Origin of the sequence: Streptomyces sp. NPDC006365 (assembly GCF_042870755.1) — a bacterium.
GTDB classification, from domain to species: Bacteria; Actinomycetota; Actinomycetes; order Streptomycetales; family Streptomycetaceae; genus Streptomyces; species Streptomyces xiangluensis.
In genome coordinates, this window is sequence record NZ_JBIAHS010000022.1 from 38,492 (window position 1) to 59,040 (window position 20,549).

Annotated in this window: 19 protein-coding genes and 1 pseudogene; 12 read left to right on the plus strand and 8 right to left on the minus strand. The window is 70.2% G+C overall.

Going from position 1 to position 20,549, the window contains the following annotated elements; translation table 11 throughout:
• Positions 1–30: 30 nt before the first annotated feature.
• The 3 genes and pseudogenes from ACFYO0_RS39205 (at position 31) to ACFYO0_RS39215 (ending at position 2,891) form a co-directional block, all read left to right on the plus strand.
• Entirely contained in the window at positions 31–1,026 is a 996-nt protein-coding gene (locus tag ACFYO0_RS39205) for a DUF5937 family protein (RefSeq protein ID WP_388686076.1), read from the plus strand.
• A gap of 212 nt (positions 1,027–1,238) precedes the next feature.
• Positions 1,239–1,388: pseudogene (locus tag ACFYO0_RS39210) on the plus strand (methylmalonyl Co-A mutase-associated GTPase MeaB); the annotation flags it as partial.
• Positions 1,389–1,664: 276 nt separating this feature from the next.
• The gene (locus tag ACFYO0_RS39215) at positions 1,665–2,891 is read left to right on the plus strand and encodes an MFS transporter (protein ID WP_388686079.1); all 1,227 of its coding nucleotides are present in this window, start codon (positions 1,665–1,667) and stop codon (positions 2,889–2,891) included.
• A 32-nt stretch (positions 2,892–2,923) separates the two neighbouring features.
• Here ACFYO0_RS39215 and ACFYO0_RS39220 read toward each other — a convergent pair whose 3' ends face one another.
• On the minus strand, positions 2,924–3,670 hold the full coding sequence (locus ACFYO0_RS39220; protein ID WP_388686082.1) for a PepSY domain-containing protein: 747 nt from the start codon (positions 3,668–3,670) through the stop codon (positions 2,924–2,926).
• A 126-nt stretch (positions 3,671–3,796) separates the two neighbouring features.
• Between ACFYO0_RS39220 and ACFYO0_RS39225 the strand changes: the two genes are divergently transcribed.
• Positions 3,797–4,462 carry a response regulator transcription factor gene (locus ACFYO0_RS39225; RefSeq protein WP_388686084.1) on the plus strand — a complete coding sequence of 222 codons (666 nt, stop codon included), beginning with the start codon at positions 3,797–3,799 and terminating at the stop codon, positions 4,460–4,462.
• On the plus strand, positions 4,459–5,898 hold the full coding sequence (locus tag ACFYO0_RS39230; RefSeq protein ID WP_388686087.1) for a sensor histidine kinase: 1,440 nt from the start codon (positions 4,459–4,461) through the stop codon (positions 5,896–5,898). The genes ACFYO0_RS39225 and ACFYO0_RS39230 overlap by 4 nt, the downstream gene beginning before the upstream one ends.
• 10 nt (positions 5,899–5,908) lie before the next feature.
• Here ACFYO0_RS39230 and ACFYO0_RS39235 read toward each other — a convergent pair whose 3' ends face one another.
• The 4 genes from ACFYO0_RS39235 to ACFYO0_RS39250 all read right to left on the minus strand — a co-directional run bounded on the left by ACFYO0_RS39235 (position 5,909) and on the right by ACFYO0_RS39250 (position 8,555).
• Positions 5,909–6,385: a MarR family winged helix-turn-helix transcriptional regulator gene (locus ACFYO0_RS39235; protein WP_388686089.1), complete on the minus strand. Its 477-nt coding sequence runs from the start codon at positions 6,383–6,385 to the stop codon at positions 5,909–5,911.
• Between the two features lie 99 nt (positions 6,386–6,484).
• A complete protein-coding gene (locus ACFYO0_RS39240; protein WP_388686092.1) occupies positions 6,485–7,276 on the minus strand; it encodes an AIM24 family protein in 792 nt (263 codons plus the stop codon).
• Complete coding sequence (locus ACFYO0_RS39245; protein ID WP_386354086.1) at positions 7,273–7,923, minus strand: AIM24 family protein; 651 nt, start codon at positions 7,921–7,923, stop codon at positions 7,273–7,275. Before ACFYO0_RS39245 ends, ACFYO0_RS39240 begins: the two co-directional genes overlap by 4 nt.
• On the minus strand, positions 7,923–8,555 hold the full coding sequence (locus tag ACFYO0_RS39250) for an AIM24 family protein (protein WP_386354102.1): 633 nt from the start codon (positions 8,553–8,555) through the stop codon (positions 7,923–7,925). The genes ACFYO0_RS39245 and ACFYO0_RS39250 overlap by 1 nt, the downstream gene beginning before the upstream one ends.
• 245 nt (positions 8,556–8,800) lie before the next feature.
• Between ACFYO0_RS39250 and ACFYO0_RS39255 the strand changes: the two genes are divergently transcribed.
• Both ACFYO0_RS39255 and ACFYO0_RS39260 read left to right on the plus strand, forming a co-directional pair.
• Entirely contained in the window at positions 8,801–9,145 is a 345-nt protein-coding gene (locus ACFYO0_RS39255) for a DUF3817 domain-containing protein (protein WP_388686094.1), read from the plus strand.
• Positions 9,142–9,435 (plus strand): MTH1187 family thiamine-binding protein, encoded by a 294-nt coding sequence (locus tag ACFYO0_RS39260; RefSeq protein ID WP_165340631.1) that lies wholly within the window; start codon positions 9,142–9,144, stop codon positions 9,433–9,435. Before ACFYO0_RS39255 ends, ACFYO0_RS39260 begins: the two co-directional genes overlap by 4 nt.
• Positions 9,436–9,477: 42 nt before the next feature.
• On the opposite strand, the gene ACFYO0_RS39265 is transcribed toward ACFYO0_RS39260, so the two are convergent.
• The 3 genes from ACFYO0_RS39265 to ACFYO0_RS39275 form a co-directional block, all read right to left on the minus strand.
• A complete protein-coding gene (locus tag ACFYO0_RS39265) occupies positions 9,478–10,143 on the minus strand; it encodes a DUF4389 domain-containing protein (RefSeq protein ID WP_388686097.1) in 666 nt (221 codons plus the stop codon).
• Positions 10,144–10,281: 138 nt separating this feature from the next.
• The gene (gene meaB / locus ACFYO0_RS39270; protein ID WP_388686099.1) at positions 10,282–11,238 is read right to left on the minus strand and encodes a methylmalonyl Co-A mutase-associated GTPase MeaB; all 957 of its coding nucleotides are present in this window, start codon (positions 11,236–11,238) and stop codon (positions 10,282–10,284) included.
• Between the two features lie 61 nt (positions 11,239–11,299).
• Entirely contained in the window at positions 11,300–12,502 is a 1,203-nt protein-coding gene (locus tag ACFYO0_RS39275; protein WP_388686102.1) for an acetyl-CoA C-acetyltransferase, read from the minus strand.
• Positions 12,503–12,648: 146 nt separating this feature from the next.
• On the opposite strand from ACFYO0_RS39275, the gene mce reads away from it, so the two are divergent.
• The 5 genes from mce (at position 12,649) to ACFYO0_RS39300 (ending at position 20,529) form a co-directional block, all read left to right on the plus strand.
• Entirely contained in the window at positions 12,649–13,113 is a 465-nt protein-coding gene (gene mce, locus ACFYO0_RS39280; RefSeq protein ID WP_386354074.1) for a methylmalonyl-CoA epimerase, read from the plus strand.
• A gap of 296 nt (positions 13,114–13,409) precedes the next feature.
• Positions 13,410–17,171 carry a polarized growth protein Scy gene (scy, locus tag ACFYO0_RS39285; protein ID WP_388686105.1) on the plus strand — a complete coding sequence of 1,254 codons (3,762 nt, stop codon included), beginning with the start codon at positions 13,410–13,412 and terminating at the stop codon, positions 17,169–17,171.
• Positions 17,172–17,355: 184 nt separating this feature from the next.
• The gene (locus ACFYO0_RS39290; RefSeq protein ID WP_165340636.1) at positions 17,356–18,291 is read left to right on the plus strand and encodes a cellulose-binding protein; all 936 of its coding nucleotides are present in this window, start codon (positions 17,356–17,358) and stop codon (positions 18,289–18,291) included.
• A 190-nt stretch (positions 18,292–18,481) separates the two neighbouring features.
• Entirely contained in the window at positions 18,482–19,669 is a 1,188-nt protein-coding gene (locus tag ACFYO0_RS39295; RefSeq protein WP_388686108.1) for an ABC transporter ATP-binding protein, read from the plus strand.
• A complete protein-coding gene (locus ACFYO0_RS39300) occupies positions 19,666–20,529 on the plus strand; it encodes an ABC transporter permease subunit (protein WP_388686110.1) in 864 nt (287 codons plus the stop codon). Before ACFYO0_RS39295 ends, ACFYO0_RS39300 begins: the two co-directional genes overlap by 4 nt.
• Positions 20,530–20,549: the final 20 nt, after the last annotated feature.

Sequence of the window (20,549 nt, forward strand, 5' to 3'; positions counted from 1 at the left end):
GCCGAGTCGTCGAGGGAGGTGCGGGGTTCAGTGCCCTTCCGTCTGCACTTCGGCGAGGACGACCTGCTGCAGTGCCGGTTCTCGGTGTCCCCGCTGTGGGAGACGCAGGAAGCGGTACGCACGCTGAACCGGCCGGAGCGGCACGGCTATCACGCGAGCTGGCTGCGCCGTATCCGTTCGGCTGCCGCCGGGCTCGACCTCACGCCGCTGTGGCTGCTGATGCCGCAGCGTGGGCACACCCCCGACTGGCTGTGTCCGCCGCCGATCGGTCCGGCCGCCCCGTTCGAGGAGGAGATCGCGGCTGTCCGCGCGGTACATCCCCGGGAGGCCCGCGAGGATACGGCACGCGCGCTCGCGGATACTCCGGGAGCCGCCGAATCTCCTCTCGGGCGCGCCTTGTTGAGGGATCCCGTCCGTATGGTCCAGCAACTGGCCGACCTGCTGGAGGCGACCTGGCACACCCTCGTCGAGCCGGACTGGCCGCGGCTGCGTGCCCTGCTGGAAGCCGACGTCGTCTTCCATTCGCGCCGTCTCGCCGAGGTGGGCCTCGGCGGGCTGCTGCCCGAGCTGGACCGGCGGTTCGCCTGGGGGACGGGCACGCTCACGGTCGACCGGAAGGGCGAGCACGTACGTGACCTGGGCGGTCAGGGCCTGGTGTTGATGCCCAGCGTCTTCTCCTGGCCGGACGTGGTGAGCGGCTTCGACCCGCCGTGGCAGCCCACCCTGGTCTACCCGGCGCGCGGCATCGGCGGCCTGTGGGCGTCGCCGACCGACCGCGCCTCCGACGCTCTCGTACGCCTCCTCGGCCGCGGCCGGGCCGGCGTGCTGACCGCGCTCGACGAGCCCGCCACCACAACGGCCCTCGCCCACCGCCTCGGCCTCGCGCCCTCCTCCGTGTCCGCACACCTGTCGACGCTACGGGCCGCGGGCCTGCTCGTCTCGCGGCGGTACGGGCACCAGGTGCTGTACGAGCGCACTCCGCTGGGCATGGCCCTGGCGTCGGGCGGCACGACGAACCAACAGTGAGGGCTGCCCATGGAAACGGAAGGGGAAAAGCAGGCAGCGCCGAGGAGGTGTCGGCACAGCCCGTGCGGTGCGGCGGGATGGATCATCGCGGCGGCTCGGCCTGGCCGCGATGCGACCCCCGTGTCCGCGTCCCTATCCGCACTGTCCGCCTGGCGGTCACCCCAGGTACGGCGTCGTGCTCCTCCAGGAAGTGACGGTGGCGTAGCCGCTGGGAGATGATCGCGGTCACGGCACTCCGGGAGCGGATCGGGGATCTGCACGGCGACCGCCGCCTCGGCGCTCTCGCTGAGCGGATAGTGGCCGGGCAGCTCGACCCGTACCGGGCGGCGGACGAGCTGGTGGCGGGGATCACGGAAAACTGAGGGTCGGCAGGAGGGCTTTCGGCCCCCGGCTGCTCCTACCCGTCCCATCCTGTTCCCGAGGGCTCGAAGACCCCTGTATCGGCGTTGCAGCCTCGCCCTCAAAACGCCGGACAGGCTGAATGCGTCGCTGTTATCTTGACCGCGTGTTCCTCCTCTTGGCATAGGGCCCGCCCCGGCCCGCGATCGGCAGCGTATCGACGCCGCCGTCGCGGCGATCAGGCGTCCCTGTTTGCCCGGGCGCCCGTCTCGGCGCCCCCTCCTTGAGGAACTCTTCGCATGTCTGCGTCTTCAACGCGGCCTTCGTATGCCGCGGTTCTGCGCATGCCCTACGCCAAGCGCACCTTCGCCGCGGCCGTCGTGGGTCGGCTCTCGTACGGGATGGTCTCCCTGGCCGTGATGCTGGCGGTGAGCCGGGCCACTGGGTCCTACGCCGTGGCCGGCACCGTGATGGCGCTCTTCGGCGCCGCCAGTGTGTTTCTGACGCCCCTGCGGGCGGCTCTGGTCGACCGGCACGGCCCGCGCCGGGCGCTGCTGCCCATGGCCGCGCTGTACGCGGGGCTACTCGGTGTGCTGGCGGCGGTGAGCTGGCGGCCGGGTGCCCCGCCCGTGCTGCTGACGGTGGTCGCCGTGGCCGCCGGGGCCTGTACGCCGCCGCTCGGAGCCGCCATGCGTGCCGTATGGGGTGAGCTCACAGGGGACCGGCGGCTGCTGCAGCGCGCGTACAGCCTGGACGGGGTCGCCGAGGAGCTGACGTTCGTGACCGGGCCCCTGCTCGTGGGGTTGGTGGTCGGGTTCGCGCCTCCCGCGGCCGGGGTCGCCGTGAGTGCCGCGTTGGTGGGGGCCGGGACCCTGGGGTTCGCCACGTCTCCGGCCGTGCGGGGCGTGGCCGTGCGGGCCTCCCGTGTACGCCTGCGGATGCGGGGTCGGCACGGGCTGCGGCAACCCGTTGTTGTCGCTGGAGGAGTGGGGCTCGCGCTGGGCGCCGTCGAACTCCTGGTGCTGGCCTTCGCCGAGCAGCGGCATCACGGGGACGGCACCGTCGCCTGGGTGCTCGCCGCACTGTCGGCGGGCAGTGCAGTGGGCGGACTCCTGAACGGCGCTGTCAACTGGCGTGTGTCCGCCCGCGTTCGGCTTCCGCTGCTGGCGGTCGGCCTGGCCCTCGCCCTGGGCGCGGCCGGTTGGGCACCGGGCCTCTTGACACTCTCCGTCGCCATGGCCGTCGCGGGGCTGTTCGTCGCACCGGCGCTGACGACCTCCTACCTGCTCGCGGACGAGGCCGCGCCGCTCGGTTTCCGCACCCAGGCAGGGGCGTGGGTCAACACCGCCGTGAACGCGGGCTCTTCGGCTGGTGCCGCCGCGGTGGGACTGCTGGTCGGACAGCTGCCACTCACCCTGTGCTTCGCCGCGTCAGGCGGCGCCGCACTGGTCGCGGCGCTCGCGTCCTGGCGCGGCAAGGCCTCCCCGGCGGTGCACACCGAGGAGGCTGTGGAAATCGTCCGCTGACGTCAGACGCCGAGTCAGTGGAGTCAGCTGACTCAGCCGTCCGAGCCGTCGTCGTCCGCGTCATCGTCGGCGGAGTCCTGGTCGGCGGACTTGTCCGCCGTGACCTGGGCCGTCTTCAGGTCGACGTTCCACTCGCGCTCCGCACCGCCCGAGGCGCGCGTCTCGGCGTCCCAGGCCTTGGACTTGCCGTCCTCGTCCAGGTCGACCGACGTGACCGTGCCCTCCGCCGCAGCGGCCTTCGCGGCCTCCTCGGCCGAGACGGACGCAACCTTCAGCGCCGCCCGGACCTGGGCGGTGTCGTCGCCGTCCTCGTGCTCGACGTGCGAGCCGAGGACCTTGCCGGTGGCCGGGTCTATCTGGATGCTGTGCCAAGTGCTGCCCTTGGTAAGGACGTCGACGTCCCAGACCACGGGGCCGCCGTCGTCCTCGTCGTCCAGCCCGGCGGAGACCGCGGTGCCCGGCGTGTTGCGGAGGGCGGCCCCGATGGCCTCGGCCGCCGTGACCTTGCCGGACGTGCCCTGTGCGGCGTCGTCTCCGATCCGGCTGCCGCCGTTGTCACGGGCGTCGTCGCGGGCGTCGTCCTTGTCGTTGGCGTGGTCCTTGTCGTTGGCGTCGTCCTTGTCGTCGGCGTCATCGTCACGGTTGTCGCCGGCCGGCCGCACGCTCGACGGCTGCGTCGTCCCCGACCCGTCGTCGCTCGTGACCGCGAGAGCCGTCGCCGTACCGCCTCCGACGAGGGCCGCGGCAGCGATGCCGGCGATGACGATGTTGCGCTTCATGAGGGTTCCTCCCGAGTTGGTCTGTTACGCCGTGTTTCGACGTGAACCAATCTGACGGAAGCACGCTGAAGCGAAGCTGAAGCACCCTGAAGACCACTTCAGGTTCGCCCTGCGAAGCTGGACCCCATGCGCCTGTTGATCGTGGAAGACGAAAAGCGACTGGCCCTGTCCCTCGCCAAGGGCCTGACGGCCGAGGGCTTCGCCGTGGACGTCGTCCATGACGGCCGGGAGGGCCTGCACCAGGCCGGCGAGGGCTCGTACGACCTCGTCATCCTCGACATCATGCTGCCCGGCATGAACGGGTACCGGGTGTGCGCCGCCCTGCGCGCCGCCGGTCACGACGTGCCCATACTCATGCTCACCGCCAAGGACGGCGAGTACGACGAGGCGGAGGGCCTCGACACGGGAGCCGACGACTATCTCACCAAGCCGTTCTCGTACGTCGTCCTGGTGGCCCGCGTGAAGGCGCTGCTCCGTCGGCGCGGATCCGCGGGCGCGTCGCCCGTGCATGTGATCGGTGAGTTCAGGATCGATACCGCCGCGCGGCGCGTTCTCCGGGGCGAGGAGGAAGAGATCGCCCTGACGGCGAAGGAGTTCGCGGTCCTCGAGCAGCTCGTGGTGCGGGCCGGCGAAGTCGTCTCCAAGGCGGAGATCCTTGAGCACGTCTGGGACTTCGCCTACGAGGGCGACCCCAACATCGTCGAGGTGTACATCAGCACCCTGCGCCGCAAGCTCGGCGCCACGCTGATCCGGACCGTACGCGGCGCCGGTTACCGCCTGGAGGCGAGATGAGGCGCGTCCTTGGGTCCGTACGGGCTCGGGCCACGCTCGCGGCGACTCTCGTGGTCGCCGTCGCACTGGTCGCGGCGGGAGCGGCCGTACTGCTGTCCCTGCGCTCCAACCTCATCGACCAGACCGACGCGCAGGCGGACGGCGCGGCCCGGCAGGTCGCCTCGGAACTCGCCGCAGACATCCCGTACGCGAAGGTGGAGACGCCGGACGCGGACGACGACCGGCCGGTGCAGATCGTTGAGAAGGGTGGCCGGCTGGTCGCGGTCAGCGAGGACCTGGAGCAGGTCACCGGTACGGGAGTCGAGGCCGTACGTCCGCAGGGCGGTTCGGGCACTGGCGGTTCCGGCGCGGGCGAGGACGGGGACGACGATCAGGACGAGGACGTTCACGATCCCGCGGTCGGGGAGATCTCCGAGGGCGTCTCGAAAGGGTCGGGCAGCGCCACCGTGGACGGACGCACCGAGGACTACCGGTTCGTCGCGGTCGAGGCGACCACTCCCAAGGGCGTCACGTACACCGTGTACGCGGGAGCCCCCCTGCACACCGAAGAGAGCGCCGTCGACACGGCGTTGACGACCATGCTGATCGGGCTGCCGATACTGCTGCTGACCGTGAGCGGCGTGACCTATCTCGTCACCCGGCGGGCCCTGCGTCCGGTCGAGGGCATCCGCGGCGAGATGGACGCCATCACCCACTCCGAGGACCTCTCGAGGCGCGTCCCCGTACCGGACACGCACGACGAGGTCGCACGCCTCGCGCGTACGACCAATGAGACGCTCGCCGCGCTGGAGACCTCCGTGGAGCGGCAGCGGAGGTTCGTCGCGGACGCCTCGCACGAGCTGCGCAGTCCCATCGCGTCCCTGCGCACCCAGCTCGAAGTGGGCGTCGCGCACCCGGAGTTGCTCGATGTGGAGGGGGCGGTCGAGGACACCGTACGACTGCAACGGCTGGCCGCCGACCTGTTGCTGCTCGCCCGGCTGGACGCCGGAGAGCGGCCCACGGACGCACGGTTCGACCTGGCGGCGTTCGTCCGCGACGAGGCGTCCCAGCGGAACGGTGACCGTATCGCCGTGACCGTCGACGCCGAGCCCGTTCAAGTGGCCGGTTCCCGCGGACAGTTGGCGCGGGTCCTGGGCAACCTGCTGGACAACGCCCAGCGGCACACGCGCTCGTCGGTCACGGTGACCGTGCGGCGCGAGGGCGGGCAGGCGGTGCTGGCGGTCGCCGACGACGGCAAGGGCGTACCCGCCACCGAACGCGAGCGGGTCTTCGAACGCTTCGTACGCCTCGACGAGGCCCGCGCCCGTGACGACGGCGGAGCCGGTCTCGGCCTCGCCATCGCCCGCGACGTCGCCGTACGGCACGGCGGATCACTCACCGTCCACGAGGCGCCGACAGGCGGAGCCCAGTTCGAACTCCGCCTGACGACCAGCTAGCGCTCGGGCGTCATGGTCGCCCCCGCTGCCCCCGCAGATGCCCCGCGATCGGCGTCAGGGACTTGTGGAGCGCTTCCAGTTCCTCGGCCGGGATGAGGTCGATGAAGTGCCGCCGCACAGACGCCACATGATGAGGCGCGACCTTCTTCATCGTGTCCATGCCGTGGTCCGTGAGCACGGCGTACAGCCCACGGCGGTCGGACTCGCAGTTCTCCCGCCGCACCAGGTCCGCGTTCTCCATACGCGTGATCTGGTGCGAGAGGCGGCTCTTGGACTGGAGGGTGGCGGACGCGAGATCGCTCATCCGCATCCGCAGGCCCTCCGACTCCGAGAGGTTCACCAGGATCTCGTAGTCGTTCATTGTCAGGCCGAACGGCTGGAGGTCCCTTTCGAGCTGGTACGTCAACAGTCGGTTGACCTCCAAGTGGGTGCGCCAGGCGCACTGCTCCGCATCGGTCAGCCAGGGCGTGGCCGTCTCGGTCTCCATGAATGGATTCTACCTAAGATGTTGAATGGCGAACTTGTGAGGGTTTTTGTCGTTGTGACGGTGCGCACGCGTTCGATGTCACACTCCGCAGACTACCGCTCACAGCCCGAAGCGACGCTGAAGGTCCCCCAGCTGTCCGGGAAGGCGCGGTGATCCGGACGGCTGCCCACCGGGCGCCCCGCCGCCACCGGGCACGCCCGGCTCGTTCGGAGTCACGCCCATGGCCTGCTCGGCCATCAACGTCTCGCTGGACTGCAACAACACCGTGCCGGCGCCCACGAACTCGAACTGATGCTCCTCTCCGGAGGCCCCGCCCACGCCCGTAAGCGCACGCAGACCGCCCATCAGGCCCGTCATGTACCCGTGGTCGTAGTGATGACACGGCGAGGGGCAGTCGGCCCAGCCGACCAGGGCCTGTGGATCGACCCGGATCGGCGGCTCCATGAACACCACCGGACCGTTCGAGGCGGCCACGAACTTGCCCGTCCCGATGAGCGTCAGAAAGCCCGGCACGATCGACTGCTTGAGCGCGAGAGTTGGCTGAAAAGCTAGGAGGTTGCCTGAGCGAATGGTCAGGTTGCCCTCGTCCAGATCGTACGAATTCACGTCGAAGGCCCGGTCGGCGAGCAGCATCTTGCCCGAGCCGGAGGCCACCACCCAGTCGCTGGCGTGCAACGGCGAATGGAACGACGTACGCACCAGACGGTCGAGGCGGCCGTGCCCGATGCCGTTGAACTCCATCGAGCCGTAGTAGGCGATCATCTTGCCCTTCTGCAGGAACCACTCGCTCCCCTTGAGCTCCACGCAGAAGGTGTAGTTGTTGATGTTGTCGTCGGACGGCAGCGTCATCGGGTCGTGGATCACGGGGCCCGTCCCCGGGTAGGCGGTCACAGCTTCTCCTCCGAGGCCTGGACGAACACCGCGCCGTTGCCGCTCAGCTCCAGCTGGAACGCCTCGCCCGAGCCGCGGCCCACCATGTCGCGCCAGCCGAGCGCGGTCGACAGCTTGTTGCGTACGTCGCCGTGATGCGCCACGTACGCCTGCGGGTCGACGTGGACGGGGCGCTGCGGAGTGATCGGCACCTCGATGATCCCGCCGTGCGCCATGACGGCCACCGCGCCGTGGCCCTTCAGGGTCGTCGTGAACAGCCCCTGACCGGTGACCTGCCCGCGCACCATGCCCATGACCCCGCCCTGCGAGCCCATGAACATCGTGCCCTGCTCCAGCGTCCCGTCGAAGGCCAGCAGCCGGTCCGCCTCCACGTACAAGGTGTCCCCTGTGAGGTTGATCACCTCGATGTGGTGACCGCCGTGCCCGAACAGGACCGTTCCGGAGCCCTCCACGGTCATCAGCGGCGTCGCCTCGTTCGCCACCCGACGACCGATCATCGACATGACCCCGCCCTGGCCGCCCTGCATGTTCGGGGTGAAGGAGACCTCGCCCTTGTACGCCAGCATCGCGCCGCGCTGGCTGAACAGCCGCTGCCCCGGCGCGACCGTGGCCTCGATCATCTTCGAGTTGACCTCACGGAAGGGCATCAGACCTCCCCTCCGATCGTGTTGCGCTCGCTGGGCTGTACGTACACGAGCCCGTCGCCCTCGAAGCGGATCTGGAAGGCCTCGCCGCCGCCCTCGCCCATGAAAGTGCGGAACGTCACACCCGACTGGAACGACTGCCGCAGATTGCCCTGGTGCGCGATGTACGCCCCCGGGTCGACGGTGAGCGGGTACTGCGAGCTGACCCGGAGCACCACCGCCGGCCCGTCGGACATGATCGCGGCCTGGCCGTGGCCCTCGATGGTCGTCGTGAACAGTCCGTTGCCCTGCGAGGCGCCGCGCATCCCCGTGAAGCTCGTGCCCGTGCGCAGCCCGGAGTCCGTCGCGAGCAGATTGCTCGACTCGACGAAGAGCTTGTCGCCCTGGAGGCCGACGAGGTTGATCTCGCTGGCCCGGTCGGCGAACCAGCAGGTCCCGTGCCCCTTCACCTCCATCAGCGTCATCTGCTCGCCGGTGAGGCGCCGGGTCACCATCCCCCGTATCCCCTCCCCACCGCCGCTCAGCTTCTTGAAGTCCATCTGCCCGTCGTACGCCACCATCGAGCCGTTCTTCGCCTTGACGGCGTCGCCGGTCATGTCGACGGCCAGCACCTTGCTGCCCTGGAGTCGGAACATCGCCACGGTGTGAAGGTAGCCGCCGGGCGCGGCCGGTGACAGATCCTGCGGGATGATCCGACCCTGAGCGCACCCTGATCGCACCGCTGGGGGACGTGTGCGGGTCCCGTGGTCGAAAACCTGAACGCGGTTCGGCACCCCACGCCGGTCAGCGTCAGCGTCGGATGCCACAATGGGGGCCGCTTGTGCGTACGTTCACAAAGCGTTTGCCCCTCTGACCCCACCTCTGCCATCGAAGGTGACTCGTGGACATCAAGACCGCCTCCGCCCTCCGCCGCCTCCGTCTGGTCTCCGCCCCCGAGGCGATCTCGTTCCTGCTCCTGCTCGTCTGCTCGGTGCTGAAGCGGACCACGGACTTCAACGCGGTGCCCGTGATGGGCGCGGTCCACGGTGTCCTCTTCATCCTCTACGTGCTGTTCTGGGCCGACGCATGGAACCGTACGAAGTGGTCCGTGAAGACGGCGGCCGTGTACTTCGTCCTCTCCGTCCTCCCGGCCGGCGGCTTCTTCGCCGAGCGCAAGCTCAGGCGCGAGGCCGAGAACGCGGTCATCGCGTCGCGCGCCCGCCAGGAAGGGATCGTCAACGCATGATCGTCGCCTTTTCCGTGACGCCGCTGGGCGTCGGCGACGACGTTGGGGAGTACGTCGCCGACGCCGTACGGGTCGTGCGTGAGTCGGGGTTGCCGAACCGCACCGACGCGATGTTCACGTCCGTCGAGGGCGAGTGGGACGAAGTGATGGACGTCGTCAAGCGCGCCGTCGCCGTGGTCGAGGAACGCGCACCGCGCGTCTCCCTCGTCCTCAAGGCGGACATTCGCCCTGGCGTGACGGACGGCCTGACGTCGAAGGTGGAGACCGTGGAGCGGCACCTGTCCGCCTGAGGGACTCTTGTCCGGCCCACGGACAGATCCGCGCCAAAGAGGTCACTTCCCCGAGCCGGCCACCGGGATCTTGGCCGCCGCCGGATACTGCCCGCCCATGTCGAGCCGGAACGGCGGGTATTCGTCGGTCATCAACGCGGCATAGGCCGTCACGCGGGCAACCCAGCGGGCCAGGCCGAGCAGGAAGTCGAAGAGGTGCCCCGGGTAGCGAGCGGTGAACGCAAGGATGACCACCGCGACCAGGGAGAGGAACGGCATCAGGCCACCGCCCCGCCAGCCCCAGCCCCCGGTGAAGAGCCCGACGACGATGTACTGCGGGATCGCCAGCAGCCACCACTTCACCAGGACCAGACCCCGGGAGAGCCTCTCGGGGTAGACGACGTCGAAATGCGCCGGATAGTCGGGTACGTCCGCGAGAGTGAACGGCGGGTACCGGTCGGTACCGAGGGCCGTGTGGGCGTAATAGGTCACACGCCAGTTCCAGCGCAGTACGCCGACGTTGAAGTCGAAGAGGGATCGCGGGTACCGGGCGGTGAACAGGATGGCGAAGAACGCGACGATGGTCACCAGCAGGAACGCCATCCACAGGAAGCACAGCACGATGTAGTGCGGGATGGCGAGGAGCCACTTCACCAGCCACAGCCATCTGGACAGCCGGGGATCGAGCGTCGCTTCGAGACGGACAGGCGACACGGGGGCAGGGATCACGTGGCGCAGCTCCTTCCGGTCCCCCCGGCCGAGTTGATCACCATCAGGAACTCAGGCTCGCACGCGGTGCGGAAGGCTGCGACTCGTGGCCGCCACCCCGGGTAGGAGCAGCCGGGGCGAAAACCCTGCCCCTGCCCCTCAGCCCTCCGTGATCCCCGCCACCAGCTCGTCCGCCGCCCGGTACGGGTCGAGCTGCCCGGCCACGATCCGCTCAGCGAGAGCGCCCAGGCGGCGGTCGCCGTGCAGATCCCCGATCCGCTCCCGGAGTGCCGTGACCGCGATCGTCTCGACCTCGTGTGCCGCACGGGCGAGGCGGCGTTCGGCGAGGACGCCGTGCTCCTCCATCCAGGCGCGGTGCTTTTCCAGGGCCTCGACGACTTCATCGATGCCCTCCCCCCGCGCGGCGACCGTCTTGACGATCGGAGGGCGCCAGTCGCCGGGGGCGCGGGATTCGCCGAGGCCGAGCATGTGGTTCAGTTCGCGTGCCGTGGCGTCCGCGCCGTCGCGATCGGCCTTGTTCACGACGTATACGTCACCGATCTCCAGGATCCCGGCCTTCGCCGCCTGGATTCCGTCGCCCATCCCGGGGGCCAGGAGCACCACCGACGTATCGGCCTCGGAGGCGATCTCGACCTCCGACTGGCCCACGCCCACCGTCTCGACCAGGATCACGTCGCAGCCCGCCGCGTCCAGTACCCGGATCGCCTGGGGCGCCGCCCAGGCGAGCCCGCCGAGGTGGCCGCGGGTGGCCATGGAGCGAATGTAGACGCCGGAGTCGGAGGCGTGCTCCGACATCCGTACGCGGTCGCCGAGCAGCGCGCCGCCGGAGAAGGGGGAGGACGGGTCGACGGCGAGGACGCCGACCCGCTTGCCCTGCCGCCGGTACGCGGTCACGAGCGCGGACGTGGACGTGGACTTGCCCACGCCCGGCGACCCCGTGAGCCCGACGACATACGCGTTCCCGGCCAGCGGCGCCAGGGCCGCCATGACCTCGCGGAGCTGCTCGGACGCCCCCTCCACCAGGGAGATCAGCCTGGCCACGGCCCGCGGCCGGCCTTCCCTGGCCTGGGCCACCAGTGTGGGGACGTCCTGCATCACAGCTCCGATCTGATCTGTTCTTGCGTCAGTTTGTTCCCGCAGGAGCCAAGAAGACGACTCAGTCCTTGGGTACCCGCACGATCAGCGCGTCACCCTGACCGCCACCGCCACAGAGCGCCGCCGCGCCCACGCCGCCGCCCCGCCGCTTCAGTTCCAGAGCGAGGTGGAGTACGAGACGGGCGCCGGACATGCCGATCGGGTGGCCGAGGGCGATCGCGCCGCCGTTGACATTCACCTTTTCCGTGGACACCCCGAGGTCCTTCATTGACTGGACCGCCACGGCCGCGAAGGCTTCGTTGATCTCGATGAGGTCGAGGTCCGAGACGTCCAGGCCATCCTTCTTGAGGGCGTGCTGGATGGCGTTCGAGGGCTGGGACTGGAGGGAGTTGTCGGGGCCGGCCACATTCCCGTGGGCGCCGATCTCCGCGAGCCACTCGAGGCCCAGCTCCTGCGCCTTGGCCTTGCTCATGACGACGACGGCTGCCGCGCCGTCGGAGATCTGCGAGGCCGAACCGGCCGTGATCGTCCCGTCCTTGGTGAACGCCGGGCGCAGCTTGCCCAGCGACTCGGCGGTCGTCTCGCCGCGGATGCCCTCGTCCTTGCTGAAGACGACGGGGTCGCCCTTGCGCTGCGGAATCTCGACGGGGGTGATCTCGGCGTCGAAGACGCCGTTCTTCTGCGCGGCGGCGGCCCGCTGGTGCGAGAGGGCGGCGATCTCGTCCTGCTCCGGACGGGCGATGCCCAGGCGGGTGTTGTGCTTTTCGGTCGACTCGCCCATGGCGATGTTCTCGAAGGCGTCCGTCAGACCGTCGTACGCCATCGCGTCGAGCATCTCGATCGCGCCGTACTTGAAGCCCTCGCGGGACTTCGGCAGCAGATGCGGCGCGTTCGTCATGGACTCCTGGCCGCCGGCCACGATCACGTCGAACTCACCGGCCCGGATCAGCTGGTCCGCGAGCGCGATGGCGTCCAGGCCCGAGAGACAGACCTTGTTGACGGTGAGCGCCGGGACACTCATCGGAATGCCCGCCTTGACCGCGGCCTGCCGCGCCGGGATCTGCCCCGCCCCGGCCTGCAGAACCTGGCCCATGATCACGTACTGCACCTGGTCGCCACTGATCCCCGCACGGTCCAGGGCGGCCTTGATCGCGAATCCACCGAGGTCGGCTCCCGAGAACGACTTCAGGGAGCCGAGCAGCCGTCCCATCGGGGTGCGGGCTCCCGCGACGATCACGGAGGTGGTGCTGTTCGTTCCAGACATGAGGAGCGATCCCCTTCCAGCTTGCACAGCTGAGGAGTGAACGAGGGTTTACTAAAATGTACTGAGCGGTAGGCCCCCCGTCATCCGGGAGACCGTGTGATCGCGCGCACGTTGCGTAACCGCGTGGGGCGCGCTGCACTAACACCATGCTGACGCGAATCGACCACATCGGGATCGCCTGTTTCGACCTGGACAAGACCGTCGAGTTCTACCGTGCCACGTACGGCTTCGAGGTCTTCCACTCCGAGGTCAACGAAGAGCAGGGCGTACGCGAGGCCATGCTCAAGATCAACGAGACTTCCGACGGCGGCGCTTCCTATCTCCAGCTCCTGGAGCCGACCCGTGAGGACTCCACCGTCGCGAAATGGCTGGCCAAGAACGGCGAGGGCGTGCATCACATCGCCTTCGGCACGGCGGACGTCGACGCGGAGGCGGCCGACATCAAGGACAAGGGCGTACGCGTGCTCTATGAGGAGCCGCGCAGGGGGTCGATGGGGTCGCGCATCACCTTCCTGCACCCCAAGGACTGCCACGGCGTACTGACGGAACTGGTGACTTCCGCGTCCGCCGAGTCCACTGGTGAGGCGGCCGTTGAGTCGACCGGGCACTGAAGTCCGTACTGCATGGTCTGGGGACTTTCCGTCGGCCGCTGTGCCTCGGACCCCGGACCCCCGGCCGGAAAAGCCGGTTGGCCAGGCACCTGGGTCGATCGGGCCCGGTAGGGTGGTTGCGGTCGTCGCTCCGTGAGGGCGGCCGCGGGCCGGGGTCCGGGTTTCGGGGGACGAGCGTCGGGGCAGCAGCCCATGCTCCGCCGTTGATCTGACACCATTCCCCGGGGGCCCCGTTCGGCGGATGGACGGAGCTCGTTTGGAGAGACTTGCGACCAGGGGACGGATGGGACCGCGCAGTGCGGGGCTACGAACGCCAGGAGCGAGAGCCGGCGGCTGACGTCGACCACCTCTCTCGGTTCGAGGCCGAGATGGAACGGCTGAAGACCGAGCGGGAGAAGGCCGTCCAGCACGCCGAGGACCTCGGCTACCAAGTCGAGGTGCTGCGCGCCAAGTTGCACGAGGCGCGCCGCAATCTCGCGTCCCGTCCTGCCTTCGACAGCGCCGACATCGGCTACCAGGCCGAGCAGATGCTGCGTAACGCGCAGATCCAGGCCGACCAGCTGCGCATGGACGCGGAGCGGGAGCTGAGCCAGGCCCGCGCGCAGACGCAGCGGATCCTCCAGGAGCACGCCGAGCAGGCCGCCCGCCTCCAGTCCGAGTTGCACGCCGAGGCGGTGGCCCGGCGGCAGAAACTCGACCAGGAACTGGCCGAGCGCCGGCAGACCGTCGAGTCACACGTCAACGACAACGTCGCCTGGGCCGAGCAGCTGCGCGCCCGCAGTGAGCAGCAGGCCCGCCGGCTCCTGGACGAGTCCCGTGCCGAGGCCGAACAGGCCCTGGCCACCGCCCGCGCCGAGGCCGAACGTATCTCCTCGGAGGCCCGGCAGCGCCTGGAAGCCGACGCCGAGGCCGCCCGTGCGGAGGCCGAGGCGCTGCTGCGCCGGGCCCGTACGGACGCCGAGCGGCTGCTGAACGCCGCGTCCACGCAGGCGCAGGAGGCCACCGACCACGCCGAGCAGCTGCGCAGCTCCACGACGAACGAGTCGGAGTCGGCCCGCCGTCAGGCCACCGAGCTGAGCCGGGCCGCCGAGCAGCGCATGGCGGAGGCCGAGTCCAAGCTGCGCGAGGCTCAGGCCGAGGCCGACAAGGTACTCGCGGAGGCGAAGGAGGCCGCGGCCAAGGCCCTGTCCAGTGCCGAGTCCGCCAACGAGCAGCGCACGCGTACGGCGAAGGAGCAGGTCGCCCGGCTGGTCAGCGAGGCCACCAAGGAGGCGGAGACCACCAAGGCGGACGCCGAGCAGGTCGTCGCCGACGCCCGCCTGGAGGCGGAGAAGATCCTCGCGGAGGCCGCCGAGACGGCCCGTAGCGCGACCGCGGAGGAGACCGCCTCGCAGCTGTCCTCGGCCGCCCGTACTGCCGAGGACGTCCTGAACAAGGCGTCGGAGGACGCCAAGCAGACGACCAAGGCGGCGACCGAGGAGGCCGAGCGGATCCGCCGCGAGGCGGAGGCCGAGGCGGACCGGCTGCGGGCCGAGGCGCACGACATCGCCGAGGAGCTCAAGGGCGCGGCGAAGGACGACACCAAGGAGTACCGCGCCAAGACGGTCGAGCTGCAGGAGGAGGCGCGCCGGCTGCGCGGCGAGGCCGAGAGCCTGCGTGCCGACGCGGTCGGCGAGGGCGAGCGGATCCGCGCCGAGGCCCGGCGTGAGGCCGTCCAGCAGATCGAGGAGGCGGCCAAGACCGCCGAGGAACTGCTCGCCAAGGCGAGGGCCGACGCCGACGAGCTGCGCTCGAACGCGACGACGGAGAGCCAGCGGCTGCGTACGGAGGCCATCGAGCGCGCCACAACGCTGCGCCGCCAGGCCGAGGAAACCCTGCAACGCACCCGCGACGAGGCCGAGCGCAATCGCGCGGAGGCCGTCGAGCTGTCCGAGACCATCAAGGAGGAGGCCGAGCGGGCCGCGCTGGAGCTGCGCGAGGAGACCGAGCGCGCCATCACCGCCCGGCAGGCCGAGGCCGCCGAGGAGCTGACCCGGCTGCGTGCGGATGCCGAGGCGCGCCTGGCCGCCGCCGAGGAGGCCCTGACCGACGCCCGTGCGGAGGCGGAGCGGATCCGCCGCGAGGCCGTCGAGGAGTCGGACCGGCTGCGCGCGGAGTCCGCCGAGCGGCTTCGTGCGATCCAGGCGCAGGCCGAGGCGGAGGCCGAGCGGCTGCGCAATGAGGCCGCCTCCGATGCCTCCGCCTCGCGGGCCGAGGGCGAGGCCATCGCCGTACGACTGCGTTCGGAGGCCTCCGCCGAGGCCGAGCGGATGAAGTCGGAGGCCCAGGACTCGGCGAACCGGGTCCGGGCGGAGGCGCAGGCCGCCGCCGAGCGACTGGCTGCCGAGGGTGCCGAGACGCTGGCCGTCGCTCAGGAGGAGGCCACCCGGCGCCGCCGCGAGGCCGAGCAGATCCTGGGGACCGCGCGCGAGGAGGCCGACCAGGAGCGGGAGCGGGCCCGCGAGCAGAGCGAGGAGCTGCTGGCCTCGGCGCGCAACCGCGTGGAGGAGGCCCAGGCCGAGGCCATGCGGCTGGTCGAGGAGGCCGACCGGCGCGCCACGGAGATGGTGTCGGCCGCCGAGCAGACCGCGCAGCAGGTACGGGACTCCGTGGCCGGGCTGCACGAGCAGGCGCAGGACGAGATCGCGGGCCTGCGCAGCGCCGCCGAGCACGCGGCGGAGCGTACGCGCACGGAGGCGCAGGAAGAGGCGGACCGAGTCCGCGCCGACGCCTACGCGGAGCGGGAGCGGGCCGCCGAGGACGGCAACCGCCTCAAGCGAGAAGCTCGGGAGGAGGCGCAGGCCGCCAAGTCCCTCGCGGAGCGCACGGTTTCGGAGGCGATCGAAGAGTCGGACCGGCTCCGCACGGAGGCCCGGGAGGACGCGAACCGGCTGCGCTCGGACGCGGCGACGCAGGCGGACAACCTCATCAGCGAAGCGCGCTCCGAGGCGGAGCGGCTCAGTTCGGAGACGAACACGGAGGCGGAGCGCCTTCGCGCCGAGTCCGTGGCGAAGGCCGAGAAGCTGATCTCGGACGCGACGAGCGACGCCGAGCGGCTGCGCGCCGAGGCCTCCGAGACGGTCGGCTCCGCGCAGCAGCACGCCGAGCGGGTGCGCTCCGAGGCCCAGCGGCTCAAGGCCGAGACGGAGGCGGAGGCCGAGCGGGTCAGGGCTCAGGCGCGCGAGGAGGCCGACCGCACGCTGGACGAGGCCCGCAAGGAGGCCAACAAGCGGCGTTCCGAGGCGGCCGAGCAGGTCGACAAGCTCATCCGGGAGTCGACGGCCGAGGCGGAGAAGCTGACGTCGGAGGCCCGGCGGTCCGCGCAGAAGACGACGGCGGACGCCGAGACGCAGGCCGACACGATGGTGGGTGCGGCGCGCAACGAAGCGGAGCGGCTGGTCTCCGAGGCGACCGTCGAGGGCAATTCGTATGTGGAGCGTGCTCGTACGGACGCGGACGAGCTGCTGGTCGGCGCGCGCCGGGATGCCACCGCGATCCGGGAGCGCGCGGAGGACCTGCGCGACCGGATCACCGGCGAGATCGAGGAGCTGCACGAGCGGGCCCGCCGTGAGTCCGCTGAGGCGATGCGGTCGGCCGGCGAGCGGTGCGACGCGCTGGTGCAGGCCGCCGAGGACCAGCTGAAGGAGGCGGAGGCGAAGGCCAAGGACATGGTCTCGGAGGCCAACTCCGAGGCGGGGAAGGTCCGTATCGCCGCCGTACGCAAGGCCGAGGGGCTTCTCAAGGAGGCCGAGCAGAAGAAGTCCGCGCTCATCGCCGAGGCGGAGCAGATCCGCTCCGACGCCGAGCGCGATGCGAAGCGCATGGTGGAGGAGGGCAAGCGCGAGCTCGAGGTGCTGGTCCGCCGCCGCGAGGACATCAACGCGGAGATCTCCCGTGTCCAGGACGTCCTTGAGGCGTTGGAGTCCTTCGAGGCCCCGGCGAGCGGCAAGGACTCGGGCGTCAAGGCGGGCGCAGCGGCCGGTGCGACCCGTTCGGGTGGCAAGTCCTCTGAAAGCTAGCCAAAAGCCCCGGTTTCGCACTCACACAGCGCCTGTGACACCGTGTCCTGGCAGCGCTCCGCACCGTTAGCCAACAAAAAGGGCGTCATTCTCCATACCAAGTCTGACTTCTGCTCGATGACGCGCCGCCTTGACCCCTAGGATTCCACCTATCACCTCACCGGTCTCATTCGACAGGAACCCCATGAGCGACACTTCCCCCTACGGCTTCGAGCTTGTGCGGCGTGGATACGACCGCGCTCAGGTGGACGAACGCATCTCGAAGCTCGTCTCCGACCGTGACAGCGCTCTGGCCCGCATCACCGCCCTGGAAAAGCGCATCGAGGAACTCCACCTCGAGACGCAGAACGCCCAGGCCCAGGTGAACGACGCCGAGCCGTCGTACGCGGGTCTCGGCGCGCGCGTCGAGAAGATCCTCCGCCTCGCCGAGGAGGAGGCGAAGGATCTGCGCGAGGAGGCCCGTCGCGCGGCCGAGCAGCACCGCGAGCTCGCCGAGTCCGCCGCCCAACAGGTGCGCAACGACGCCGAGGCGTTCTCTGCCGACCGCAAGGCCAAGGCAGAGGACGAGGGCGTCCGGATCGTCGAGAAGGCCAAGAGCGACGCCTCGCAACTGCGTGCCGAGGCCCAGAAGGACGCGGCGTCCAAGCGCGAGGAGGCGGACGCCCTCTTCGAGGAGACCCGCGCCAAGGCCGCACAGGCCGCCGCGGACTTCGAGACGAACCTCGCCAAGCGCCGCGAGCAGTCCGAGCGCGACCTGGCCTCGCGCCAGGCCAAGGCCGAGAAGCGCCTCGCGGAGATCGAGCACCGCGCGGAGCAGCTGCGCCTGGAGGCGGAGAAGCTGCGCACGGACGCGGAGCGCCGGGCCCGTCAGACGGTCGAGACGGCTCAGCGACAGGCCGAGGACATCGTGGCCGACGCGAACGCCAAGGCGGACCGGATCCGGTCGGAATCCGAGCGCGAGCTTGCGGCTCTCACGAACCGCCGCGACTCGATCAACGCTCAGCTGACGAACGTTCGCGAGATGCTGGCGACGCTCACCGGTGCGGCGGTCGCTGCCGCGGGAACGCCGGAGCAGGACGAGCCGATCTCTCGTGGGGTTCCGGCTCAGCAGTCTCGGTAAGTTCGGTTTGTGGCTGGTCTGACACAGCCCCGCACCCCTCATAGGGGCGCTTCACAAGCCCCCTGCTCTCAAGCGGCAGGGGGCTTGTGTTTTACCCAAACTTGGTGGGAACCGTCAGCTGCCCGTTATCCTCCTAACCCTTACGGGGGCATGCGTCCCGACGTCACTGACCTGTCGATGGGTGCGGAGAATGATCGAGGCAGTCGGCCTGACTAAGCGCTATGGCGCGAAGACGGCCGTGTACAACCTTTCCTTCCAGGTGAGGCCAGGTGCCGTCACCGGCTTTCTCGGGCCCAACGGCTCGGGCAAGTCGACCACGATGCGGATGATCCTCGGCCTGGACAACCCCACCGCGGGGCAGGTGACGATCGGCGGCTATCCCTACCGGAGACTGCCCAACGCCCCCCGCCAAGTCGGCGCGCTGCTCGACGCCAAAGCCGTGCACGGCGGCAGGCACGCGCGCAACCACCTGCTGTGCCTGGCGCAGCTGTCGGGCATCCCGGCCCGCCGTGTGGACGAGGTGCTCGGTGTCGTCGGTCTCCAGGATGTGGCGAAGAAGCGCTCCAAGGGCTTCTCGCTCGGTATGGGCCAGCGCCTCGGCATCGCCGCCGCGCTGCTCGGCGACCCTCAGGTGCTGCTCTTCGACGAGCCCATCAACGGCCTCGACCCCGAGGGCATCCTGTGGGTGCGCAACCTCATGAAGTCTCTTGCGGCGGAAGGCCGTACGGTCTTCGTGTCGTCCCACCTCATGAGCGAGATGGCGGTGACCGCCGACCACCTCATCGTGATCGGGCGCGGGCAGCTGCTCGCCGACATGAGCATCAGGGACTTCATCTCCGCCAACTCCGCGGACTTCGCACGCGTACGGACGCCCGACACTGAGCCGCAGCAGCGCGAGAAGCTGACGTCCGCGCTGACCGAGGCGGGTGGCCAGGTGCTGCCCGAGCAGGACGGCGCGCTGCGCGTCATGGGCCTGCCGCTGCCCCGCATCAGCGACCTCGCGCACGACGCCGACGTACGCCTGTGGGAGCTGTCGCCGCACCAGGCCTCGCTGGAGGAGGCGTACATGCGGATGACGCAGGGCGCCGTCGACTACCGCTCGACCAGCGACCAGCGTGCGGGCCTCCAGCAGGAGCTGCCGCCGGGTGCCATGCCGCCGGTGCAGATGCCGGTGCCCGGGCAGGGCCAGCCTGGCTGGTACGCCCCGCCGCCGCCCCAGCAGGGCGGTCAGCCGTTCGCGATGCCGCAGGGACAGCCCGCGGGCCCGTACGCGGCACCGGCCGCGCCCGGCGGCCCCGACGAGCCCAACCCGTACGCCCAGGCCGCACCCGCGCAGCACGCCGCTCCTGACATGACCAAGCCCGAGGACGCCCGATGAGTACGCCCCAGCCCTCCATGCAGCAGCAGGCCGCGCCCAACTGGCAGGCGGCGCCCGGCTCTTCGTACACCTCACCCATCCCGATCGTGCGCACCCACCTCGGGCATGCGCTGGCCTCCGAGTGGACGAAGATCAAGTCGGTCCGCTCGACGATGTGGACGCTGGGCGTCTTCGTGTTTCTCATGATCGGGTTCGGCCTGCTCTTCGCCCTGATCGCCTCGTCCACAGACATGAACATGGAAGGCGAATCGCCCCTGGTCCTGGGCCTGTTCGGGCCGCTGCTCGGCAGCGTGTGCCTCATCACGCTCGGCGTGCTGACCACCGCCTCCGAGTACGGCACGGGGATGATCCGGACCACGATGACCGCGTGCCCGAGCCGCGGCCGGGTGCTGGTGGCGAAGGCGATCGTGTTCTTCGCGCTCGTGTTCATCGTCACCCTGGTGGCCACGACGCTCGTCGGCTTCGCTCAGGTGGCGATCCTGGAGGGCAACGGCGCCGGGGACCCGACCGGTGAGGAGTGGCTCCGCGTCACGGTCGGCGTCAGCCTCTACGTCGCGCTGGTCGGCCTGCTCTCGCTGCTCATAGGCTCGCTCATCCGGCACTCGGCGGGCGCGATCACCATCATGATCGGCCTCTTCCTCGCCCCGCTGGTCATCGCGATGTTCATGTTCGCGGAGTCCCTGCGGGACGTGCAGCAGTTCCTGCTCGAGTACTCGATCCCGAGCCAGCTCAGCGTGTTCTACGGCTCGGAGCTCAGCTCCTCCGGCCCATCCGGCTGGGACCCGCTGTGGATCATGCTGGGCCTGACGGCCGCCACGTTCGCCGGCGCCTACCTCCTGCAGGAGAAGCGCGACGTGTGAGCCGTATCAGCGAAAGGTCC